This window comes from Clostridioides sp. ZZV14-6009, assembly GCF_020658095.1.
GTDB lineage: Bacteria > Bacillota > Clostridia > Peptostreptococcales > Peptostreptococcaceae > Clostridioides.
On the sequence record NZ_JAGWDG010000017.1, the window covers coordinates 30,034 to 50,921 of the forward strand.

General features: G+C 27.2%; 19 protein-coding genes and 1 pseudogene. 4 read left to right on the forward strand and 16 right to left on the reverse strand.

The features are described from left to right. Window positions 1-200: 200 nt before the first annotated feature. The 3 genes from KGF36_RS16780 to KGF36_RS16790 form a co-directional block, all read right to left on the reverse strand. Entirely contained in the window at window positions 201-1,688 is a 1,488-nt protein-coding gene (locus KGF36_RS16780; protein WP_227830113.1) for a sensor histidine kinase, read from the reverse strand. A 279-nt stretch (window positions 1,689-1,967) separates the two neighbouring features. Continuing rightward, window positions 1,968-2,714, reverse strand: a complete 747-nt coding sequence (locus tag KGF36_RS16785) for an RNA-guided endonuclease InsQ/TnpB family protein (RefSeq protein WP_413841516.1) — start codon at window positions 2,712-2,714, stop codon at window positions 1,968-1,970. A gap of 526 nt (window positions 2,715-3,240) precedes the next feature. Beyond that, window positions 3,241-3,873 carry a response regulator transcription factor gene (locus KGF36_RS16790; RefSeq protein ID WP_227830114.1) on the reverse strand — a complete coding sequence of 211 codons (633 nt, stop codon included), beginning with the start codon at window positions 3,871-3,873 and terminating at the stop codon, window positions 3,241-3,243. Between the two features lie 486 nt (window positions 3,874-4,359). Between KGF36_RS16790 and KGF36_RS16795 the strand changes: the two genes are divergently transcribed. Further along, the gene (locus KGF36_RS16795) at window positions 4,360-4,779 is read left to right on the forward strand and encodes a hypothetical protein (protein WP_227854906.1); all 420 of its coding nucleotides are present in this window, start codon (window positions 4,360-4,362) and stop codon (window positions 4,777-4,779) included. Window positions 4,780-4,873: 94 nt separating this feature from the next. Here the strand turns inward: KGF36_RS16795 and nagB are convergent, their stop codons facing one another. From nagB to KGF36_RS16810, 3 genes are all read right to left on the reverse strand, one after another. Next, on the reverse strand, window positions 4,874-5,623 hold the full coding sequence (gene nagB / locus KGF36_RS16800) for a glucosamine-6-phosphate deaminase (protein ID WP_227830116.1): 750 nt from the start codon (window positions 5,621-5,623) through the stop codon (window positions 4,874-4,876). Window positions 5,624-5,725: 102 nt separating this feature from the next. Next, complete coding sequence (gene nagA / locus KGF36_RS16805) at window positions 5,726-6,859, reverse strand: N-acetylglucosamine-6-phosphate deacetylase (RefSeq protein WP_227830117.1); 1,134 nt, start codon at window positions 6,857-6,859, stop codon at window positions 5,726-5,728. Window positions 6,860-6,868: 9 nt separating this feature from the next. Continuing rightward, window positions 6,869-7,603 (reverse strand): GntR family transcriptional regulator, encoded by a 735-nt coding sequence (locus tag KGF36_RS16810; protein ID WP_227436666.1) that lies wholly within the window; start codon window positions 7,601-7,603, stop codon window positions 6,869-6,871. Window positions 7,604-7,895: 292 nt separating this feature from the next. Here KGF36_RS16810 and KGF36_RS16815 point away from each other — a divergent pair, with 292 nt between their 5' ends. After that, a complete protein-coding gene (locus KGF36_RS16815) occupies window positions 7,896-8,738 on the forward strand; it encodes a S1-like domain-containing RNA-binding protein (protein WP_227830118.1) in 843 nt (280 codons plus the stop codon). Window positions 8,739-8,825: 87 nt separating this feature from the next. On the opposite strand, the gene KGF36_RS16820 is transcribed toward KGF36_RS16815, so the two are convergent. The 9 genes and pseudogenes from KGF36_RS16820 to KGF36_RS16860 form a co-directional block, all read right to left on the reverse strand. Beyond that, window positions 8,826-11,159, reverse strand: a complete 2,334-nt coding sequence (locus tag KGF36_RS16820) for an ABC transporter permease (RefSeq protein ID WP_227830119.1) — start codon at window positions 11,157-11,159, stop codon at window positions 8,826-8,828. Beyond that, window positions 11,156-11,839 (reverse strand): ABC transporter ATP-binding protein, encoded by a 684-nt coding sequence (locus tag KGF36_RS16825; RefSeq protein WP_227830120.1) that lies wholly within the window; start codon window positions 11,837-11,839, stop codon window positions 11,156-11,158. The genes KGF36_RS16820 and KGF36_RS16825 overlap by 4 nt, the downstream gene beginning before the upstream one ends. A 71-nt stretch (window positions 11,840-11,910) precedes the next feature. Next, window positions 11,911-13,152, reverse strand: coding sequence for a sensor histidine kinase (locus KGF36_RS16830; RefSeq protein WP_227830121.1), 1,242 nt, complete (start codon window positions 13,150-13,152; stop codon window positions 11,911-11,913). 10 nt (window positions 13,153-13,162) lie between these two features. Then, window positions 13,163-13,849 carry a response regulator transcription factor gene (locus KGF36_RS16835; protein WP_227830122.1) on the reverse strand — a complete coding sequence of 229 codons (687 nt, stop codon included), beginning with the start codon at window positions 13,847-13,849 and terminating at the stop codon, window positions 13,163-13,165. Between the two features lie 237 nt (window positions 13,850-14,086). Next, on the reverse strand, window positions 14,087-14,515 hold the full coding sequence (locus KGF36_RS16840; protein ID WP_227830123.1) for a hypothetical protein: 429 nt from the start codon (window positions 14,513-14,515) through the stop codon (window positions 14,087-14,089). Window positions 14,516-14,631: 116 nt separating this feature from the next. Next, on the reverse strand, window positions 14,632-14,895 hold the full coding sequence (locus tag KGF36_RS16845) for a zinc ribbon domain-containing protein (protein ID WP_077705485.1): 264 nt from the start codon (window positions 14,893-14,895) through the stop codon (window positions 14,632-14,634). Window positions 14,896-15,076: 181 nt separating this feature from the next. Continuing rightward, window positions 15,077-16,258: an NADP-dependent malic enzyme gene (locus KGF36_RS16850; RefSeq protein WP_227830124.1), complete on the reverse strand. Its 1,182-nt coding sequence runs from the start codon at window positions 16,256-16,258 to the stop codon at window positions 15,077-15,079. A gap of 185 nt (window positions 16,259-16,443) precedes the next feature. Continuing rightward, complete coding sequence (locus KGF36_RS16855; RefSeq protein WP_413926890.1) at window positions 16,444-17,604, reverse strand: RNA-guided endonuclease InsQ/TnpB family protein; 1,161 nt, start codon at window positions 17,602-17,604, stop codon at window positions 16,444-16,446. A gap of 42 nt (window positions 17,605-17,646) precedes the next feature. Further along, window positions 17,647-17,928: pseudogene (locus KGF36_RS16860) on the reverse strand (MerR family DNA-binding transcriptional regulator); the annotation flags it as partial. Window positions 17,929-18,273: 345 nt separating this feature from the next. Between KGF36_RS16860 and KGF36_RS16865 the strand changes: the two are divergent. Then, entirely contained in the window at window positions 18,274-18,786 is a 513-nt protein-coding gene (locus KGF36_RS16865; protein WP_227830388.1) for a hypothetical protein, read from the forward strand. Between the two features lie 252 nt (window positions 18,787-19,038). After that, window positions 19,039-19,941: a M23 family metallopeptidase gene (locus tag KGF36_RS16870; protein ID WP_227830389.1), complete on the forward strand. Its 903-nt coding sequence runs from the start codon at window positions 19,039-19,041 to the stop codon at window positions 19,939-19,941. A 377-nt stretch (window positions 19,942-20,318) separates the two neighbouring features. Here the strand turns inward: KGF36_RS16870 and KGF36_RS16875 are convergent, their stop codons facing one another. Next, window positions 20,319-20,840 carry an FtsX-like permease family protein gene (locus tag KGF36_RS16875; protein WP_227854908.1) on the reverse strand — a complete coding sequence of 174 codons (522 nt, stop codon included), beginning with the start codon at window positions 20,838-20,840 and terminating at the stop codon, window positions 20,319-20,321. Window positions 20,841-20,888 lie beyond the last annotated feature (48 nt).

Here is a 20,888-nt window from a genome sequence, read left to right on the forward strand (position 1 = left end):
TCAAGGGTCTCTTTAAACTTAAATACTCCTCAGATTTTACTTTTCCTTTCTCTATCTATATTTAAACACGTACTTTAAATGTCAAATTTTACAATATATGTCAGCTTGATATTCTTCTTTTTTCAACAGTATACAATAGATATATGTAAAAAACAACTTTAAATATTACTATATTTTCTTTAATTACTCTTTATATTTTTTTATAACTTAAACACTATAGTAAATTTAGCACCCTTTTTCCCATTTTCTACATATATACGACCTCCATGCTTATTTACAATGGATTTAACTATTGATAATCCAATTCCATGATTTCCGCCAACTCCCTTGTAAAATCGGTCAAATACATGAGGTAAATCTTCTTTATTAATTCCTATTCCATCATCTTCCACTATTACAACTATATTTTTTTGATTATGTTTACATATTATTTTAATTTCACTCTTAGCATATCTTAAAGCATTTTCTATAAGATTCATAAATGCTTTGGATATATTTTTTTCATCACATTCAAATAGAACCATGTCTTCCTCAAATTCATAATTAAACTTTATTCCTTTATTTATAGCTCTTACATTTTGCCTAGAGCCACAGTTTGAAAGCACTTCTCTTAAATCACATTCTACCATTTCATAATCTTTAGTGATATTATCTATTTTAGAAATATACAGTAAATCTTCAACCATATCATTTAACCTATCACTTTCTTCAAGTATGATATCACTTGCATGTTTGCTATCTATAATATTATACTTTATAGCTTCTGCATATCCTTTAATAGACATAAGTGGAGTTCTAAGTTCATGAGATGCATTTTGGAAAAATATTTTTTGCTCATTATCATACTTATCCAGATATTCAGCACTCTTATTCATAACATTTGAAAGCTCTACTAACTCCTTATCCGAAAAATCAAAGTAATTTCTTTTAAAATCTCCTTGACCTATTTTTTTTGCAAATCCACATAACTCTTTTATAGGTTTTGCAATTTTTTCAGATAAAATCACAGCTGTAAATATCGCCAATATCCCAGCAAAACACATTACAGATATTAATACAATATTTATCTTCTGGGCTAAATTTAAAGTCTTTGATATATCTATAAAAAGTATTAAATAATTATCTTGTTCATCATTTATACTAGTAATTTTTACAGTGGAAATATAATAATCTCTATTTCCAGTAGAAACACGTGTATTATTATCTGAATTTAAATCCAATTTTTCATTTTGAATATAAGTTCTAATCAAATCCATTTCATCAATATTTTTTAAAAAATCATCCTCTCTAGTTGGAAATATCAGTTTATAGTTAGAATCAACTACCATTGCATCTGCATCTGATTGCATCTCTGCCATTCTAACCTTATCTTGTACATTTCTAATAAAGTTCGATAATTCTTTAGGAGGTAGCTTTCCATCATTCTGCGGAGGCTTAATAGGCTTAAAATTACTATCCATATGTTCTATCATTTCTGTAGATTTTGTAAGTTCTTCATTTGCTGTTGTTTTTATATATGTATTGACCAATATGTTAAAAGATACTAATATTATCAAGAAAACCACTACTGTCAAACCTAATATGCTCACTAAAATCCTAGTTTTTATACTTATATTTTTCCTTGAAAATTTCAATTTAAATAATGATTTAACTTGATTTTTTATACTTTTATTATTTTCATTTTCCATCTGATTTTTTCTCCTTTAATCTAAACCCAAATCCCCAGACAGTTTCTATTAAAATATTTGTTTCTAAAATTTTTTTACGTAGTCTCTTTACTGACGTATAAACTCTATAAATTTATATAAATACTTTATATTTTTTATAGTTTTATTTCCTTTTTCATCCTGCCCTATTTTGAAATTCATAAGAATATCTACTCTAGTTTAATATGGCAGTCCAAAGGCTTAAATTCGACCTCGTCAATGTCTACATATTAGCACAATCTTTTTATTTGATTTTCTATGCTAATTTAAGTAACCACACTGGCGATTACTTTTATAATTTGCTAAATTAATACTTGCATTTTTATCCCTATCAATCACAAGATTACATTTTTCATTAGGACATACATAAGTCCTATCTTTTAACTTTAAATCTTTTTTGATAGTTCCACAACATGAACACATTTTACTACTTGGATAAAATCTATCTGCTTTAACAAATTCAATTTTGTTCCATTTGCATTTGTATTCAAGTATAGTTATAAACGTATTAAAACATTGCTCTGAAATTGATTTAGACAAGTGTTTATTTTTCAATAAACCTCTTACATTTAAATCTTCTACTACTACTCTACAAGGCTTGGTTTTCACTATTGTATTAGTAGTTTGGTGTATATGATTTAATCTAATATCAGAAAGTTTTTTATAGACAAGTTTTATCTGCTTTTCAACTTTTATGATATTTTGAGTTTTTAAAAGTTTCTCACCTTTTTGAAAGGTGTTACCACTTTTCAACATATCATATTTCCTTGAAACTTGCCTTTGAAGTTTTCTAAGTTTTTTATTTAATCTTTTAACTTCTTTTGATTTATTAATGTTTTTAAAAGGCTCATCTATATTACTAACTATGGCTAAATCCTTGATACCTAAATCAACACCAACACTTTCATTAGTGAGTTTAATATCAGTTTGTTCCTCAACTTCCATTGCTAGTGACAAGTACCAATACTTTCCATTAAACTTTACCCTTGGATTTAGAACTTTTATAATCTAATTATAGCCATTGTGAAAATTACAGGAACACTCATAAATAGAGAGTTTCTTTTTTTACAAGTTTATTTAATTTAACATTTGACGAATTATAAAGTATTTATATTAATTTATAGAGTTTATACATTTTTATCTACAATCGCTACTTTGTAGATGCTATTTCGCTCACGCTAATAACCACTTCCTTTCAGAACGTGCAAAGACTATTTCTTCATCTTCAGCATTACCTGTTAAGAGCCACCCATTTCTTCCCTCAATCGCTTAGGGCTTTACGACCTCTCGGTCTAGTCGTTTGACCTTCCTATTTCTAGGCTTGGCGACCAAATCTCCATTGTATAAGCACTTAGGATTTAACCTTATGCCATCTCTACACTTGTTATGATTTCTCCCCATCATAAAGGTTTCTGATTCTATCCTTTATTGTGGTAGTAGAGCTTTAGGGTTTACTGGTTTTAAAGTGGTGTCCTATGCAGATTTCTCTACATACGCAGTATAGTTTATATTTTTATAATTTTTTTATAAAGTTTTATAAACTATTTGTTACTGTATCATCTGCAGCTCTTGTCTCAACTTCTATATCATATCCCCATATTTTGTTTAACAATTCATCCCTAGAGACTGCTCTATCTCTATTTTCAAATAAATATGTCAATAAATTATATTCATTTGGTGTAAGGTCTATATTGATATTTTTACTTGTAACCATCTTACTTTTTTTATTTATTGTTACATCTCCAAATTTTAATTCCATGTCTAAAAAATCATTACACTTATCATAATTCTGTTTCTTCTCAAATTCAATCCTTCTAAATATAGACTTTACTCTCATAACCAGTGACATAGGACTAAAGGGTTTTGTAAAATAATCATCACTTCCCAAAGTTATTCCTGTGATATAATCTATGTCAGTATCTCTTGCTGTAAGCATTATTATTGGTACTGTACTTTTTTCACGAAGCTTTGTGCATACTTCAAATCCACTTGAACCTGGCATCATTATGTCTAGGATTACTAAATCACATTCTTTTTTATTAAATTGTTCTAAAAGTTCATCTCCAGTTTTAAAATCTACAACATTGTTACCTTCATTTTTTAAAAACGTCTTTACTAAATTTCTAATATTATCTTCATCATCTGCTATATAAATTAATTTCTGCATAAAAAATTCCTCCTTATTTCACTTTTAATTTAAATTAAATAATCTAACATACTAATTGACTACTAATTTCTAATAAGATTTCTATTTCAGTTTTTCTCCTATACTTAAATTATATCAGTTTTTTGTAGTACGTTAGTTTCAAACTTGTTTGGATTTTAAGGCAAATTTATGGCAAATATAAGCTTTCGATAATATTATTGAATTGTATATAAGAAATAGTACAACGTAATAGTTCAATAATCGACTATATTTATTCGTTTTTTATTAAAAATGATATTTGCCATGTTTTTTATTGAATATTCTAACTATTACTATTATAATTATACTAAATACTATAATTTATTGTTTTTTTAATAAATTTTTGCATATTAAAATCTGTTCATCTCACTACTTCAACTATTTTAGATATTTCTTGAATCAGTTCAATAAAATTTAGGTTATAACAAAATCAAACTAGCTAAAATTCTTTTGAAAGGGGAATTTAAAATGAAAAAGTCAATTAGATATTTTTTATTTTTGATTATTTTAGTTATTCTATATCTTTTAGTTGTAAAGCTGAATTTTGACTACTATGTACAAACTCGCACTGACTTTGCCTTCAACTTTAATAAGCTTCTCTTTATTAATTTAATTTCATGTGGTCCCATTGGATTATTGCTGGGATTTGAATCATTTCTTAATGAATATAGAAAAAGTGGCAGTTGGAATATTGATGTACCAAGATTGATTATTCTTTGTTTACCATTTCTTTTACTATCAGCAATGCCTATATTAATCTTTAATTTTGGAATAGGAAGATTACCAATTGTAGGTAGCATTATTATAACTGATAACAAATTCTTAAGCATAACAATTTTTAATATATTATTTGGATATTTTTTAATAACAAGTTTTTACAAGAAATAGTATATATATTAAATAGTTTAAATAAAAATAGCTATCTTTAAATAATCAAAATTATTCAAAGATAGCTATTCTTTTAGAATTATCTTTCGTATTCTTATACTAGTTTGTAATCTTCTGGGTTTAACTTACTTGCTGCTGCTTCATCTACTATAACTATAGTATCTTTATGAAGTTGAAGTATAGAACCAGGAACTTCTGGAGTTATATCGCCATAAACAGTTTTATATACTGCATCAGCTTTTTCTTCTCCTGAAGCTAAAAGTAATATTTTTTTAGATTTTAAAATTGAGCCAATTCCCATACTTACAGCTTTTTTAGGAACATCTTCTCTTGATTCAAAGAATCTTGCATTAGCTTCTATTGTAGATTCTGTTAATTCAACTACATGAGTTCTTTTTGCAAATTTATTATCAGGTTCATTAAAACCTATATGAGCATTACGGCCTATTCCAAGTACTTGTACATCTATACCACCTGCTCTATCCATAGAAGCTTCGTAATTCATACATTCTTTTTCAATATCATCAGCCATTCCATTTGGTAAATGAGTATTTTCTGACTTAATGTTTACATGATTAAAAAGATTTTCTTTCATAAAATAATCATAACTTTGGTCATTAGATATTGGCAACTTATAGTATTCATCTAAATTAAAGCTTATTACATCTGAAAAATCTACTATATTTTCATTATATTTCTTAACTAAATCTCTATACATACCTATTGGTGTACTTCCTGTAGCTAATCCTAGTATTGAATTTGGCTTTAAAACTATTTGAGCCGCTATCATTTCAGCTGCTTTTTTACTCATTCCATCATAATCTTTACATACTAATACTCTCATTTTATTCCTCCTAAATTTTAGCTAATACTTTCACTGATATAAGTTTAATTTATTACTATTTTTAAATATCTTTTATTTTCTTTAAAGCTTATTTTTTACACACTACATAGTTTTGTATACTACTTCACCCAAGCATAGAGTCATCTTGCAGTCCAAATTTTTATCAAAGACAGCTATATCTGCATCTTTACCTATATCTAGACTTCCTTTTTTATCATTTATGCCTAAAGATGTTGCTGGATTTAAAGATGCTAAATTAATTGCTTCATTTACTCTAAGGTTTGTATTATTTAGAAAGTTAAGTACCATTTTATTTAAAGACAATACACTACCAGCTAATGCACCATTTTCAAGTCTTGCTTCATTACCTTTAACTATAACTTTTTGACCTCCAAGAGCATAATTTCCATCTTCAAGCCCACCTGCTTCAATAGAATCTGTTATTAAAATCAATCTTTCTCTACCTTTGTTGTTCAATATAAATTGAAATAAATCTTTATTTATATGGATTGTATCTGCTATTAATTCACTATATACATCAGTTGTAAGTGCTGCACCGACAACTCCAGGGTCTCTATGGTTTAATCCAGTCATTGCATTAAACATATGAGTTATATTTGTTACACCTAAGTTTATAGCTTCCTTAGCTTGCTCATAACTTGCATTACTGTGACCAATAGATAAAACTATATCTGTACATCTTTTGATTTCTCTAGTAAAGTCAAAATCTATATCCTTTTCTGGAGCATAAGTTATGACCTTTATAACATCCTTGTATTCTTTGATAAATTCATATTTTGAATTTATTATAAACTTTTCATTTTGTGCCCCTTTATAATTTTCATTTATAAAAGGTCCTTCTAAATGTGCTCCTAATACTTGAGCTCCTCCAGTTTTTCTACTTTTAGCTTTTTTAATAACTTCAAGTGCATCATAAACATGCTCTTTATCCATTGTCATTGTAGTTGGAAGAAAAGATGTTACACCATGTCTCATTATTGATTTTGAAATTGTCTCAATAGATTCATCAGTTGAATCCATTGTGTCTTTCCCCATATTTCCATGTATATGAATGTCAATAAGACCTGGAGATATATATTTACCATCAACATCTATAACTTCACAATCTTTTGGTATCTCATCAGCTATATCAATTATTTTTTCATCAAATACTAATATTTTATTTTCTAAAATTTGATTTTTTAATACTATTTTCCCATTAATTAAACATTTCACCTTATTCACCTACTCACTCAATACTATTTCATATTGATATTTATCTGTTCTAAATATCGATATGGTATACTCTATAGGATTACCTTCTTTATTATAAGAATTCCTATGAAGTTTAAGGGCTAAAGAACCTTCTTCTGTTTCAAGAAGCTTACTTTCTTCATCTGAAAGTATAATTGGCTCCATTACTTGCTCAGCTTTTTGTATCTTGTAGCCATATTTTTCATTCAAAACTCTATATAATGAAGAATTATCTAATATTCCTTTTGTAAGACCTTTACACATTTCTTCTGATAAATACACTATTTCTAATCCAAATGGCTCTCCATCTGTATATCTAAGTCTAATAATTTTATATATATTTGTTGTATTATCACTTATTCCAAGCTTTCTTTTTACTAAATCGTCTGGTAGTTCCATCTCAAAGGATAATATATCCGTTCTTATGTTTACTCCCTTTTCCTTCATTACATCAGTGAAACCTTTTACATTTGAGAACTGATACTTCTTTTTTTGCTTTGCGACGAATGTACCCTTTCCTTGTACCCTGTAAAGAAGACCTTCTGTAACTAAGCCAACAATAGTTTTATTCACTGTCATACGACTTACATTTTGTATATTACAAAGTTCTCTTTCTGGTATTATTGCATCACCTTCTTTAAGCTCACCTGTTTCTATCATCTCTCTTATTATGGCACTTAGTTGAGTATGCAATGGTATATTACTAGATTTATCTACTATTTTCATAAAATCACCACTTTTCAATATGGTATATACCAATTTTGGTATATACCAATTATACTTTAAAAGAAAATTTATTTCAATACTTTTAACTTATTTTGTAAAAATTTTAGGAAAATCTAAAGACAAAAAAGAAATTGGAGTTTATACTATATAAGAAGCTAAATAATTGAAAATACATGAATAATTACATTATTTATTATAAATTTCACTAATACTAATACATATACTGTGAAACACTACTACATAAGAGTAGTATGACTAAATTGTAAATATAAAATGAGAGGATGATTTTAATTTGATAAAAATAGGTGATTTTAATAAGCTTATAGTAAAGAGAAAAACAGAATTTGGATATTTCCTAGATGGACAAACTAATAACACAAAGGACGATGTGCTTCTTCACAATAGATTAATAGGAAAAAATGAAATAAATATAGGCGATGAAGTAAATGCTTTTATATTTAAAGATTCTGAGGATAGAACTGCTGCAACTTTAATACCTCCTTTAGCTAAAGTTGGAGATGTTGCATATCTAAAAGTAGTTGATAACACAGACATTGGTACTTTTATAGATATGGGGCTTACAAAAGACATACTAGTTCCTTTTAAAGCTAAGACTTATCCATTGTTTAGAGATGAAAAATATTTATTTTATATATATTTAGATAAAAGTGGAAGAATAGCTGCTACTACAGATATAGATTCATATTTAGAGACAGACCATACTTACAATGCAGGGGATGTGGTAAATGGAGTTGTGTATGGATTCCAAACCAACAACTCTGCTATGATATGTGTTGACAATAAATATGCTGGTGTAATCCTTCATAATGAATACTTTACAGAATTAAAAGCTGGAGATGTTCTTGAAAATTTACATGTTATAAAAATATATGATGATGGTAAATTAGGGCTTTCTCCTAGAGGAAACAGAAAAGATGAACTTGATACCTTAGAAAATAAAATTTTAAGCTATTTAGAAGGTTCAGATGGATATATGAGATTTAATGATAAATCTGACCCTAAAGATATTTCTATCTTATTTAATTCAAGTAAGAAAAATTTTAAACGTGCTCTTGGAGTACTTATGAAGAAAGACTTAATTTATCAAGATGAAGATGGAACTTATCTAAAGTAAATTATATAACACAAAAATCGAAGTAAAAATGAAAGATATTTTCTATTTCATATTTACTTCGATTTTTGTTTAAGTTACTACCTATATTTATTGCGCATTTACTACATCTATTATGTCTAATTCACAAATCTTTTTAATTGGTTTTCTTACTGATAGTAAAGTTATTAGTATCATAGTCACCACAATGATAAACAGTAAATCAAAAGGTATTTGCCACTCTATATGAAATTTTAATGTTACTAAAGATACAAATATATACCTATGTAATATTAATCCAAGTACACTACCCAATAAACACCCACTTAAAGCATATGTACTTGATTCTACTATTACCATTTTTCTTAATTGCTTATTGGACATGCCTATTGCACGCATAATACCATAATAATTTATTCTACTTGTAACACTTATACTCATACTGTTTATGATATTAAACATACTTATAATCGCAATTATAAATACAAACCCATATACAAAAATTGCCATAGTGTAAAATGAATTTTTAGCTTCTAAGTTACCTTGTCGCTTATCTCGAACCTCTAAAGTATCATCTAGCATACTTCTTATATTTTGAATTAAATTTCCAGGAGCATCTTCATCAACTTGAGTATCAATTATTATATAGTCTTTTATACCTGTTACATTTGTAAAAGTATTTTCAGATGTTATAATATTTCCAATATATTTGTCTTTAACATCAAATGGAGTTGAAGAAAGTATACCCGCTACCTCTATCTCTTTCTTAGAATTTCCATTTTTAATATATATCTTATCTCCAATATTAAACCCATGACCTTCCTCTACCAATCCAAGATTTTCTGACTCTAATTTTTCTTCATTAATTTCCCCTTTTACTAGATACTTTTTAGCCCAGTTAAATTGATTCTTTTCATAAGAAATTAGCTGAGATTTTGCCCCTTTATTATCATATGTAGCCTCTATATCTGTCATCATTCTACTATATACTTTTTTTATTCCTTTGATATTACTTATTTCATTAATATCTTCTTTAGTAAGAACAGATTTAAAGTCAGGGTCAACAATAGATATATGAGCAGCTTCTGGCTTTATAGGTTTAAGTGCTTGATACATAAAGTCTATAAATACACTAAAACCTAAAAATAACACAATACTAATAGCAAATGAAGAAGTCATCAGTATAAAAGATTTTTTTCTTGAAAAAGCATGATTTATTCCCATAGAAGTATCAATTTTAGAACTTCTTGCATTAGCAATTTTACTTGCTTTTTCATTAGTTAAAATTTCTTTGAACATTAGATTTCCACGTATAGCACTTAGTGGCGATACTCGAGAAGCTTTTTTTGCTGGAACAACAGCTGATAATATTACTGTTAAAAATCCTACTATTATTCCAAACACAATACCTATAAAGCTAACCTTTAAAATTGGCATCGAACCAAATAACTCTGTATTCACATATTTGAGAAATATAGAGGATATAATGGTTACAATACTTCCTAATAACACCCCTATTGGAATAGCCTTTACACTTAGAATTAAACTTTCTAAAACAACAAATTTTTTGACTTGGAGTTTTGATGCTCCCAAGCAACGTAATAGTCCAAAAAATTTTATTCTCTCTACTACACCCATATTAAAACTATTGTATATCATGATAATACTTGCTATTAACACAAGTATAAAAAGTACTCCTGCTGTCAAGTAAAGTGGTTTAGAATAATCAGAGTCACCTTGACCTATAATAGAAAGTAATTTTTCATTTTTACCAACTTGTTTATCACTTAAGTTTAAGGTGTTTTTAATATCAGAGGTTGCTTTTCTAATATTAACTCTGTCTTTAAATGTAATATAATAATTATTATATGTTTCTGATTTTTCAATAGCTTGTATACCTAGTATTGAAAGCATCAATCCATGTTTATCTGAGGCTTTTAATCCTGCCATTGATGAATATACGCCTACTATCTTATAGTTTTTATCTCTCCCATCTGACAACCTTACTTTTATAAAGTCTCCTACTTTTAAATTAAATTCCTTAACTGCATCTATATCTATTAAAGTTTCATTCTCTCCAACAGGATAACGCCCTTTTATTATTTCTAGACCTAATTGTTTTGCTAAATCTTCATCTAAACCTTGTATCAAAATCTCCCTTGATTTAAATTCTCCATTTTTAGCAACTTGCCCTCTCCCATGGTGAGCTATATCTACTCTACTACTTATTTCTGATATAGCTTCTTCATTAAGATTTTTAAGTACTATGTGCCAATTTCCATCATCCTTAATAAATTGTACTTTTTGACATTGTATAGCCATATCTGCTAGTCCAAAAATAGCAGTAACTAAACATACTGCAATGACAATACATAAAATTGTAGTTTTATTTTTTTTCTTATGTACCTTTGCATACTGTGGTACTAGCTCTAAGTAGCTTCTCATTCTCTATTCACCCCCAGGTCTTTAAGCACTCCGTCAGAAACCTGCAGTATCCTATCTGCTGTAGAAGCTATATTTGTATTATGAGTTATCATAATAATAGTTTGATTATATTTTTCTGCTGTCACTTTTAAAAGTGAAATTACATCACTACTATTTTTACTGTCAAGATTTCCCGTTGGCTCATCTGCCAATATAATTGATGGCTTTGTAATCAGTGCTCTTCCAATTGCAACCCTTTGTTGCTGACCACCAGATAATTGATTTGGAAGATGGTTTTTTCTATCTTTAAGACCTAAAATTGTCAATACTTCATCTAGATAAATAGTATCTGGTTTTTTGTAATCTAGTAGTAAAGGAAATACTATATTTTGTTCCACAGTTAATTCAGGTATAAGATTATATGATTGAAAGACAAATCCTATATTACGACGTCGAAAAATAGTCTGTTTTTCTTCTTTCATTGAACATATTTCTTTACCATCAATAAATATTTTTCCTGAGGTTGGAGTATCAAGACCTCCTAAAAGATTTAATAATGTACTCTTACCTGAGCCAGATTCTCCAACTACAGTCACAAATTCTCCCTTAGAAATTGTAAATGATACATCTTTTAACGCCTCTACTTTTGTGTATCCATTTCCATATGTTTTACATAAATTATTAACCATAAGAATATCCATTTGCTCTCTCACCTTTCTAATTGATTAATATCATAATAATTCATACACCTTACTGTAAGATGTATCCTATCTTACATATTAGTAAGCTTTAAAAAACTTAGAGTAAATGTACATCCTTGTGAAAAATTACTTTCTACAGTGATGGTTCCATTGTGTTGTTCTATGATAGATTTGACTAGTGGCAACCCTAGTCCAAGACCTTGATTATTTTTTGAAAACTTACTCCTATAAAATCTTTTAAATATATGATGTATATCTTCAATATGAATTCCATTTCCAGTATCCCTTACTGAAATAATAGTTGTTATAGGTGTTTCAATCCACTCTATCATTATTTTATCGTTCTCTTTTGTATTATCTAATGCATTTTTTATAAGATTACTTAAAGCTTCTGACATCCATTCATAATCGCAAAATAAGTTTGTATTTTCTAGGCCTCTTATAGAGATAATCTTTCCTTCTTTTTCTGCTCTAGTTTCAAAACTATATAAAATTTTAGTAATCATTTTTTTTATATTAACACTATTTTTGTTAAGAATTATTGTCTTTGAATCTATCTTTGTAATCTTTAATAAATTTTGTATCAATGATTCTATACGCTCTAATTCATTTTGACTCTTCTGGACAAAACCTTCAATAACTTCACTATTATGAATCTCTTCTTGCAATATTTGATTGTACATCATCAATGCAGTAAGTGGAGTTTTTAGTTGATGTGATATATCTGAAATTGTATTTTTAAGAAATTCTTTATTCTGTTTTTCTTTCAATATATGCGTGTTTAGAGATGTTGACATAGCATCTATTGAACCAAATAACTTTGATAAGCTACCTTCTTCATAAGTATTTAACCGTACATTTATATTTCCATTCATAAATGAATCAATTTTATAACTAGCTTCTTCTATCTTGTTTTGTTGCCTAAAAAAATACACATACAGTATAAAAATAATCAAAGCAAAGAACATAAATAAATACAGAAACATAGTTTTTATATATTTACTTTGAAACAATTTCACACTTGGCATAAAACTATCATCTGTATCAAAGTCATATCCAGCTGTATTTAAGATTTCTTTTCCTTTTAGAAGATACTTATCTTCATTAGTAGTGAATACTGCTGGTATTTTTGATTTATCAATACCCATACTCTGTAAATATCCAGCTATATTATAATCATGTTGTACCAATGCTCTTTTATAATCACTGGTTATATTTACAACTACTACTTGACCTACTACCATAAACATCAATAAAACGGATATAATCGCCAAAAAAAATATTTTTATGTCTTTATTAGAAAATATCTTCATATTAACACCCTCACTTTATAACATTCCATTTATAGCCCATTCTTCTAACTGTTAATAGAAATTTTGGATTTTCTGGATTATCTTCAATCTTATTTCTTAGTCTTCTTACATATACAGACAAAGTGTTATCATCTACAAAACTACCATTTCCATCCCATAGCTTGTCCAATATATTTTTTCTCGTAAGTACAATGTTTTTATTTTTCATAAGTAGGCACAATAATTTATATTCTGCTGTAGTAAGTTCCAGCTCAATTTCATTTTTAAAAACACGATTTTCAAGTAATTTAACAGTAATATTATTTGATTTTAATTCAGCTATATTTTCATTTGTAAAATTATAACGTCTAAACAAAGCTTTTATTCTTGAAATTAACTCATTTAATTTAAAAGGTTTTGTTATGTAATCATCTCCACCCATATCAAGCCCCATTACTACATTTACTTCTTCATCAGAAGCAGTTAAAAATATAATTGGCACATTAGAAATTTCTCTTACCTTTTTACAAATATCAAAACCATTACCATCAGGTAAGGATACATCCAAAAGCAGTAAATCATAATTTTTTTCTTTGTACATTTGCAATGCTTCTTTTACTGTTCTTGCTATATCAACACTAAATCCACTCTTTTGTATAGAAAATTCTAACCCATATATCAAACTTAAATCGTCTTCAACCAACAATATACTACTCATCTCAATCACTTCCATTTTATTTATTTTTATTTTTCATATATTATATACCTAACTTATTATATTTTTACTCTGTTAAAAATACAATACCTTGAAATCAATGATTTAAATATTTTAAAATTATTTTTATATGATTTTATATCATTAATTTAATACTTTGAAATCTTAATAATTAAAAAAGCTTAAAATACACTAAGTATTCTAAGCTTTATTTAATCATATTTTATATATTTATATTATTTATTTTTTTAAAATACTATTTTCAATACTGCCTTTATCAAACATTTCATTATCTTTACCATTACCTATAGAAATATCACTTATATTTCTAATATTTGTTGAATAGTTACCACTAAGTTCCATCTTATCGAAATTCATATGCCCTAGCTTTTGTATTACAAATCCCATTGATGCAAGTAAAATAGCAAATATTATATACTGACTAAAGTTACTCATATAATAATTTATAATGTTATATTCATTCCCTGTGACTGTTAACTGTTTTGTAGATAGCATAGTATATATATATTCAGTACAATTTATAAATACATATATACCATAAATAACCAACAAAATAGATAAACAGTACATTATAATTGAAACTTTTGATATTTTTTTAAATTGCTTCACTCCAAAACTTTTTTTCAACTTCTCAATAAAATTTTTCATTTTAACTCCTCCAATACATTATTTAATAAAATATAATAATATTAGTATATAGAGTTAATGTGTTTATAGTATTAAGTTTTAATGAATTTTATATGAGTTATTGATTTTGTATAAGCTTATTTCCAGCGCTTTAATGTTGGAAAGAAATTATTCATCATACTTCTTGCTTCATCTTCAGTCATACCTTTATTACTTTGAACCATAGGAGGTATACAGATTTCTATCATCTCTTCCATACTTATATCAGCAGTAAATTCACCATCTTTAAAACAATAGCTACAGTAATCATCACTTTTACTTCCATCTTTATTTGTTCCATACAATTCATTAGTACATCCCATTGGCATACCACAACATTGACAAAATCTAGTTTCTTCCATTATAATCACTCCTTGTATATTTTTCTTTGGCTCCTAACCATATTTAAATTATAGCAATATTAATATGACATGATTATGTCATATTAAAAATAAAAAGACTAATAAAATTATATATTAAGATATAAATTCTATTAGTCTATATTTTATTTACTCACTTAAATTTTTGATTCTTAAATAAAGGTTATATTCTATTTACTTTAGTCTTTATTGCTGCTTCTTTAACTGCTTCAGCAACATTTTTTACTACATTTTTATTAAATACATCTGGTAATATATATTCTGGACATATTTCTTCATCAGTTATTGTATTAGCAATTGCATATGCAGCTGCTATTTTCATTTCTTCATTTATTTCTTTAGCTTTCACATCAAGTGCCCCTCTAAATATTCCTGGGAATGCTAAAACATTATTAACTTGATTAGGGAAATCTGAACGACCAGTTCCCATTATAAACGCTCCACCTAATTTTGCTTCTTCTGGCATTATTTCTGGAGTAGGATTTGCCATTGCTAGTATTATTGGTTTTTCAGACATACTTTCAACCATTTCTTTTGTTACAGTTTTTGGACCTGAAACACCTATAAATACATCTTTACCTTTTATAACATCTTTCAAAGAACCTTTTTCATTTCTTATATTAGTTACATCTAACATTTCTTTTTGAACCAAATTTAATCTTTCCATGTTAGCTTCCAGTGCACCACTTCTGTTGCATAGTACTATATTTTTAACATTCATTTTAAGTAATATTTTTGCTATTGCTATGCCCGCAGCACCTGCTCCATTTATAACTATTTCTAAATCTTCTATTCTTTTGTTTTCAATTAACTTTATTGCATTTATTATTGCTGCTGCCACTACTATTGCAGTACCATGTTGGTCATCATGAAAAACAGGTATACTCAAAGATTTTTTTAATCTATCTTCTATTTCAAAACATCTTGGAGAAGATATATCCTCTAAATTTATTCCTCCAAATACTGGTTCCATTAATTCCACAGACTTAACTATTTCATCTACATCATTAGTCTTTAAACATATTGGAAAAGCATCTACATCTCCAAATTGCTTAAATAATATAGATTTACCTTCCATAACAGGTATAGCTGCTTCAGCACCAATATTGCCTAATCCAAGTACAGCACTTCCATCACTAACTACTGCTACTAAATTACCTTTAGAAGTATATCTATAAACATCCTCTTGATTTTCATGTATTTTTAGACAAGGTTCTGCAACACCTGGCGTATATGCTGTTGATAAATCATCCTTAGTTTTAACTTCTACCTTACTTTCTACATTTATTTTCCCTTTATTAACTTCATGCATTTCTAATGCCAATTTTGCGTAATCCTTAGACATCAATCTTCCTGCTACTCAAAATATGGTCAAATATATCCATATCGAGATTTTTCCTTCTTCACTGAACCTCGCCTTGCCTAAGCTACTACGATTTGGTATAGTTCTCCAAAGGCTTAAATTCCGAAGTTAGCCCTCCGTACATATATAAGTGCTTTTGAACCACGTGTGGGAAAATTACTTTGTATTTAAGCTACCTTATATTTTTTAGCATTTTTAAGATTAATACTTGCATTTAAATCTCTATCAATAGATAATCCACAACTACATTTATAAACTCTATCTTTAAGTTTTAAATTCTTATTAATCTCTTCACACTGGCTACAAGTCTTTGATGATGGATAAAATCTATCAACAATTCTAAGTTCTATATTATTTTGCTTACACTTAGACATTAGTTTAGTTTTGAACTCAAAGAATTTCTGACTTGCTATAGCCTTTGATAAATGCTTATTTTTCATCAAATTAGAAACTGCTAAATCTTCAATAGTTATATAGCTTGGTTTTTGCTTTATAATCGAAGATACAGTTTTATTAATATAATCAGTTCTTATATTAGTCAATCTTTGATGAAGTTTTTGTACTTTAACTACTTGCTTTTGGATATTTTGACGAGTAGCTCTCCCTTCTTCTATTTTATTTCTTATTTTTAAACTTTCATATTTTCTTGAAAGTTTTCTTTGTTCTCTTTTTAATTTCTTCTCAACTTTCTTAACTGTAAAAGTTTTATTTATATTTTTAAACTTCTTTTTATCTGAACATATTGCAAAATCTTTAATTCCTAAGTCAATACCTATTCCTTCATTAGTACATTTAGATACTCGAATATCATTTTCCTCAACTAATATAGATACATAGTATCTACTAGATTTTTGACTTACTGTACCACTCTTAACTATTGAATTTATTGGTATATATCCGAATTCTTTTAATCTTACCCACCCAAGAGTAGGTATTTTAACTCTATGCCTTTCAATAGCCCAATCAGTCTTATTATTCTTAGGAAAATATGCTTTTACATCTTGATTTTTCTCTTTCTTGAACTTAGGAAAGCCTTTAGCACCTTTAAAAAAGTCTTTAAAGGCTTTATCTCCATTCATAATAGCTTGTTTAGTAGCTTTAGAGGATACATCTTTAATCCATTTCATATCTTTATTATTAGGTACATACTCGTTATTTATCCATTTAGAAAAGTCCATACCACTCACAAATTTTCCTTCTTTTTCATAAATCTCTTTACTATGAGCAATATAGAAGTTGTATATAAACCTTGATACACCAATAGTTTTGTGTATTTTAGATTTTTGTTCATCAGAGGGGTTAATCTCTATCTTGTATGCTCTTTTCAATATCTTCATCCTCTCTAATCTTTTTCTTGTATTTTCTTAATCTATTATTCCTTTAGAATTGGCATATTGTCTAAGAAATTCAACTTGATTTTTTAAATTATCTTTTTGATTAGAGCTTGAAACCCTTGTATAAATAACTATTTTTCTATTATCTGTTTCTTTATGTATTCCTGTATATTCTAGATATTGTTCATAAGTGTAATACCTTCTATTCGTAGGCGTTCTAAATGCCTTTAATTTACCATCATTATCCCATCTTTGCAGAGTTATAACTGACATATTTAATAATTCTGCAAATTCTTTAGGTTTATAATGTTTACTCATATAATCACACCTTTCTGTGATTATATTTAAATATATTTTTATTTTCTAATTACAACTCCTTAATTTTAATCCTTAAATACTATAAAAAGTAATTGTAAAGCAAAAGAATTTTAAAAATATAATAGCACAATAAACATGACAACAGAATGTCATGTTTATTAAATAATATTAATCTATTACCATTATAAAAGAAATTAATTCTAAACTGTTATAAACCAAAGATAGCAAAATTACATTGACTTGTAAAGTTTTTAGAAGTAGGATATAAATATTAAAATTAATAAACTAAGGTTTTTAAATGAAATGTATCAATAAGATTACATAAAGATGGGATGGAGATTTTATATGAAAAAAATGCCAGAAGAAAAAATAAATACAGATACGCAGGAAATATCACAACAAAAAGTTAGAGAATGGAAATCTGTATATGAAAAATATAGAAGTACTTTAAATGTAAATGCTAAGTCTATTTTAGAATTAATAGAATATTTAAAACAAAAATATACACTAAAAGAAGAAGCTTCGGAAGAATTTAACAATGTAGTCATTAATAATATTAAGTTAAATAAACCTTTTTCAAAAAAGATACCGAGCAATAAAGAATTAAAATCTATTGTATTTACAATTCAAAATGAAGGAAATGCAAAGACTTTATATGAAAATCAGGAAGAAGTTTATAGTGCTTGTTCTATTGTTGTGGGTATGGAATTTGAAACAGGCTGTGTTTTTGTGGAAGGGAGTAGTGAACTTACTGATGAAATAACTGTATTTAAAGGATTAGATGAAGATGATATAAATAATTATTATCTAGTAGCAAATTATGTTAGATGTCTAAAGAAATATAATCTTATAGATTAATAAATACTTTAAATTAGGTAGAGTAAATTTAGTATAGTTAATTTACATACAGTAAAGCTTATAAGTATAACTTATAAATATAAAATTAGATAGAGTTGCCAAAGTAAAATTGGCAACTCTATCTAATTTTACTTTGGCAACTTTATTTTTTTGTAAATATTTTTACTTAAAGCATAAAAGAAATGACTTTATAATACTATATATGGTAATATATGACTAATATAATTGGAATTTATAAGGGGTTGGCTTTCTGTGCAAAAGGCTATTAAAATCATAAAGAAAATGTACTGGATGGGCTGTATTGGAATTGTTGGTACAATATTAAATATTAAATTGTTGGAACTTTTTTATTTATTTTTCTTACTTGCTATTTTAGAGTTTATTTTATCGCTTATTTTAGTATTAAAATGTGATGATGATATGCAAGAAGTAAAAGACTTAAAATTTCTTTTTCAAAACATTGGTATGTTAATAGGGATACCAATTATTTACTTGAGAAATCTATTTCGATTACCTAATGTCTACAATCACAAAACAGTGAATGGTTATATTCTTCCATTCAATGGAAGATGGCTTGTTGCAAATGGAGGAATTGACAAAGAAAACTCACACTCTTGGGGAATATGTAATCAACGATATGCTTATGACTTTGTTATAGAAAGAAAGGGAAAATCATATTCCAACAACAGAACTTCTGTAACTGATTATTTTTGTTACAATCAACCTGTTATAGCACCTGCCGATGGTATTGTAGTGGAAATTAAGAATAGTTTTGAAGACACTCCTATTTCTAATAAAGTAGAAGTACAATGCTCTGCTTCGGATATAAGGGGAAATTATATTGTGATTAAGCATTCATCAAATGAATACAGCACAATAGCACATTTAAAAAAAGATAGCTTTATAGTCAGTGTAGGTGATTTTATAAAGCAAGGACAGCAAATAGCAAGGTGTGGAAATAGCGGAAATACAAGTGAGCCACATATCCATTTTCAAATTCAGCAAGGTAAGAGTTTTTTGTTTTCAGCAAGTTTACCTATATACTTTGACAGCATTATAAATTGCACAGAAGATACAGATGTTCATTATATTACTGGAGGACAGACTGTAGAAAATCAAAAGAAGTACATAACTGTGGATTTAAAAGTCAATTAATGTGATTTTTATAAAAAGTGTTTGATTTTACAAATTGTATTAAACTCATATACTATTTTTACTAATTTGCTACTTCTAAACTCTAAAATATATCAAGATATGAGAGCATATGTAAATATACACTAAATGAAAACATAAAAAAGACCATAAATAAAGGCGATACCAATATTTGTGGTCTTAAAGATATATAATCAAAAAAGCTATAGAATTATAATTTGAAAAAGATAATTTATTATGTTTTATTTGTAGATATTAATCTATTATTATCATTCTATAATATCTATACAGTCAATAATATCCATTTTTTTAATTTTTCTTAACGGAATAAGAGTAGCTATAATACATGCAATTATAGCAACAAGTGTAGCTTGTGAAATCTAAATAATTGGGATATTAGTAAAATCAATTTTTTCTATAGTAGCAATGTTTATTATAACAGCACTGGCATATCCTGCAATTGAACCAAATATAGCAGCAAATATTCCATAATAGCAACCTTCCCATAAAAACATTTTGTATAAACTACTGTTACTCATACCAATAGCTCTCTTAACTCCAATTTCATTAATTCTAGTATTAATGTTTGTGTGAGTTGTGTTAATAATGTTTAAAGTGCCAATCAATCCTACAAATAGTATAATGGCCCATGCTAAAAATTGTATTTGTTTAAAACTTTCTTTAAGTTGGTTGTCTGATTCAATGTACGATATCCAACGAGAGCCTGGATTGTTTTTACAAATTTGTTCAATAGATAACTTTATTTCTTCTAAATTTGATTTATCTTTAGCATAAACATTTATCTGACTGAATCTATCTTTATTTGTTAGGGTGTCATATACAGTATCATATACAATAACATCAATACCATTTAACCAACCACTACCTTGTAAATTAATCATTTTATCTACAGTATTATATACTTTTAATTGTTTTTTATTAATTGTAAT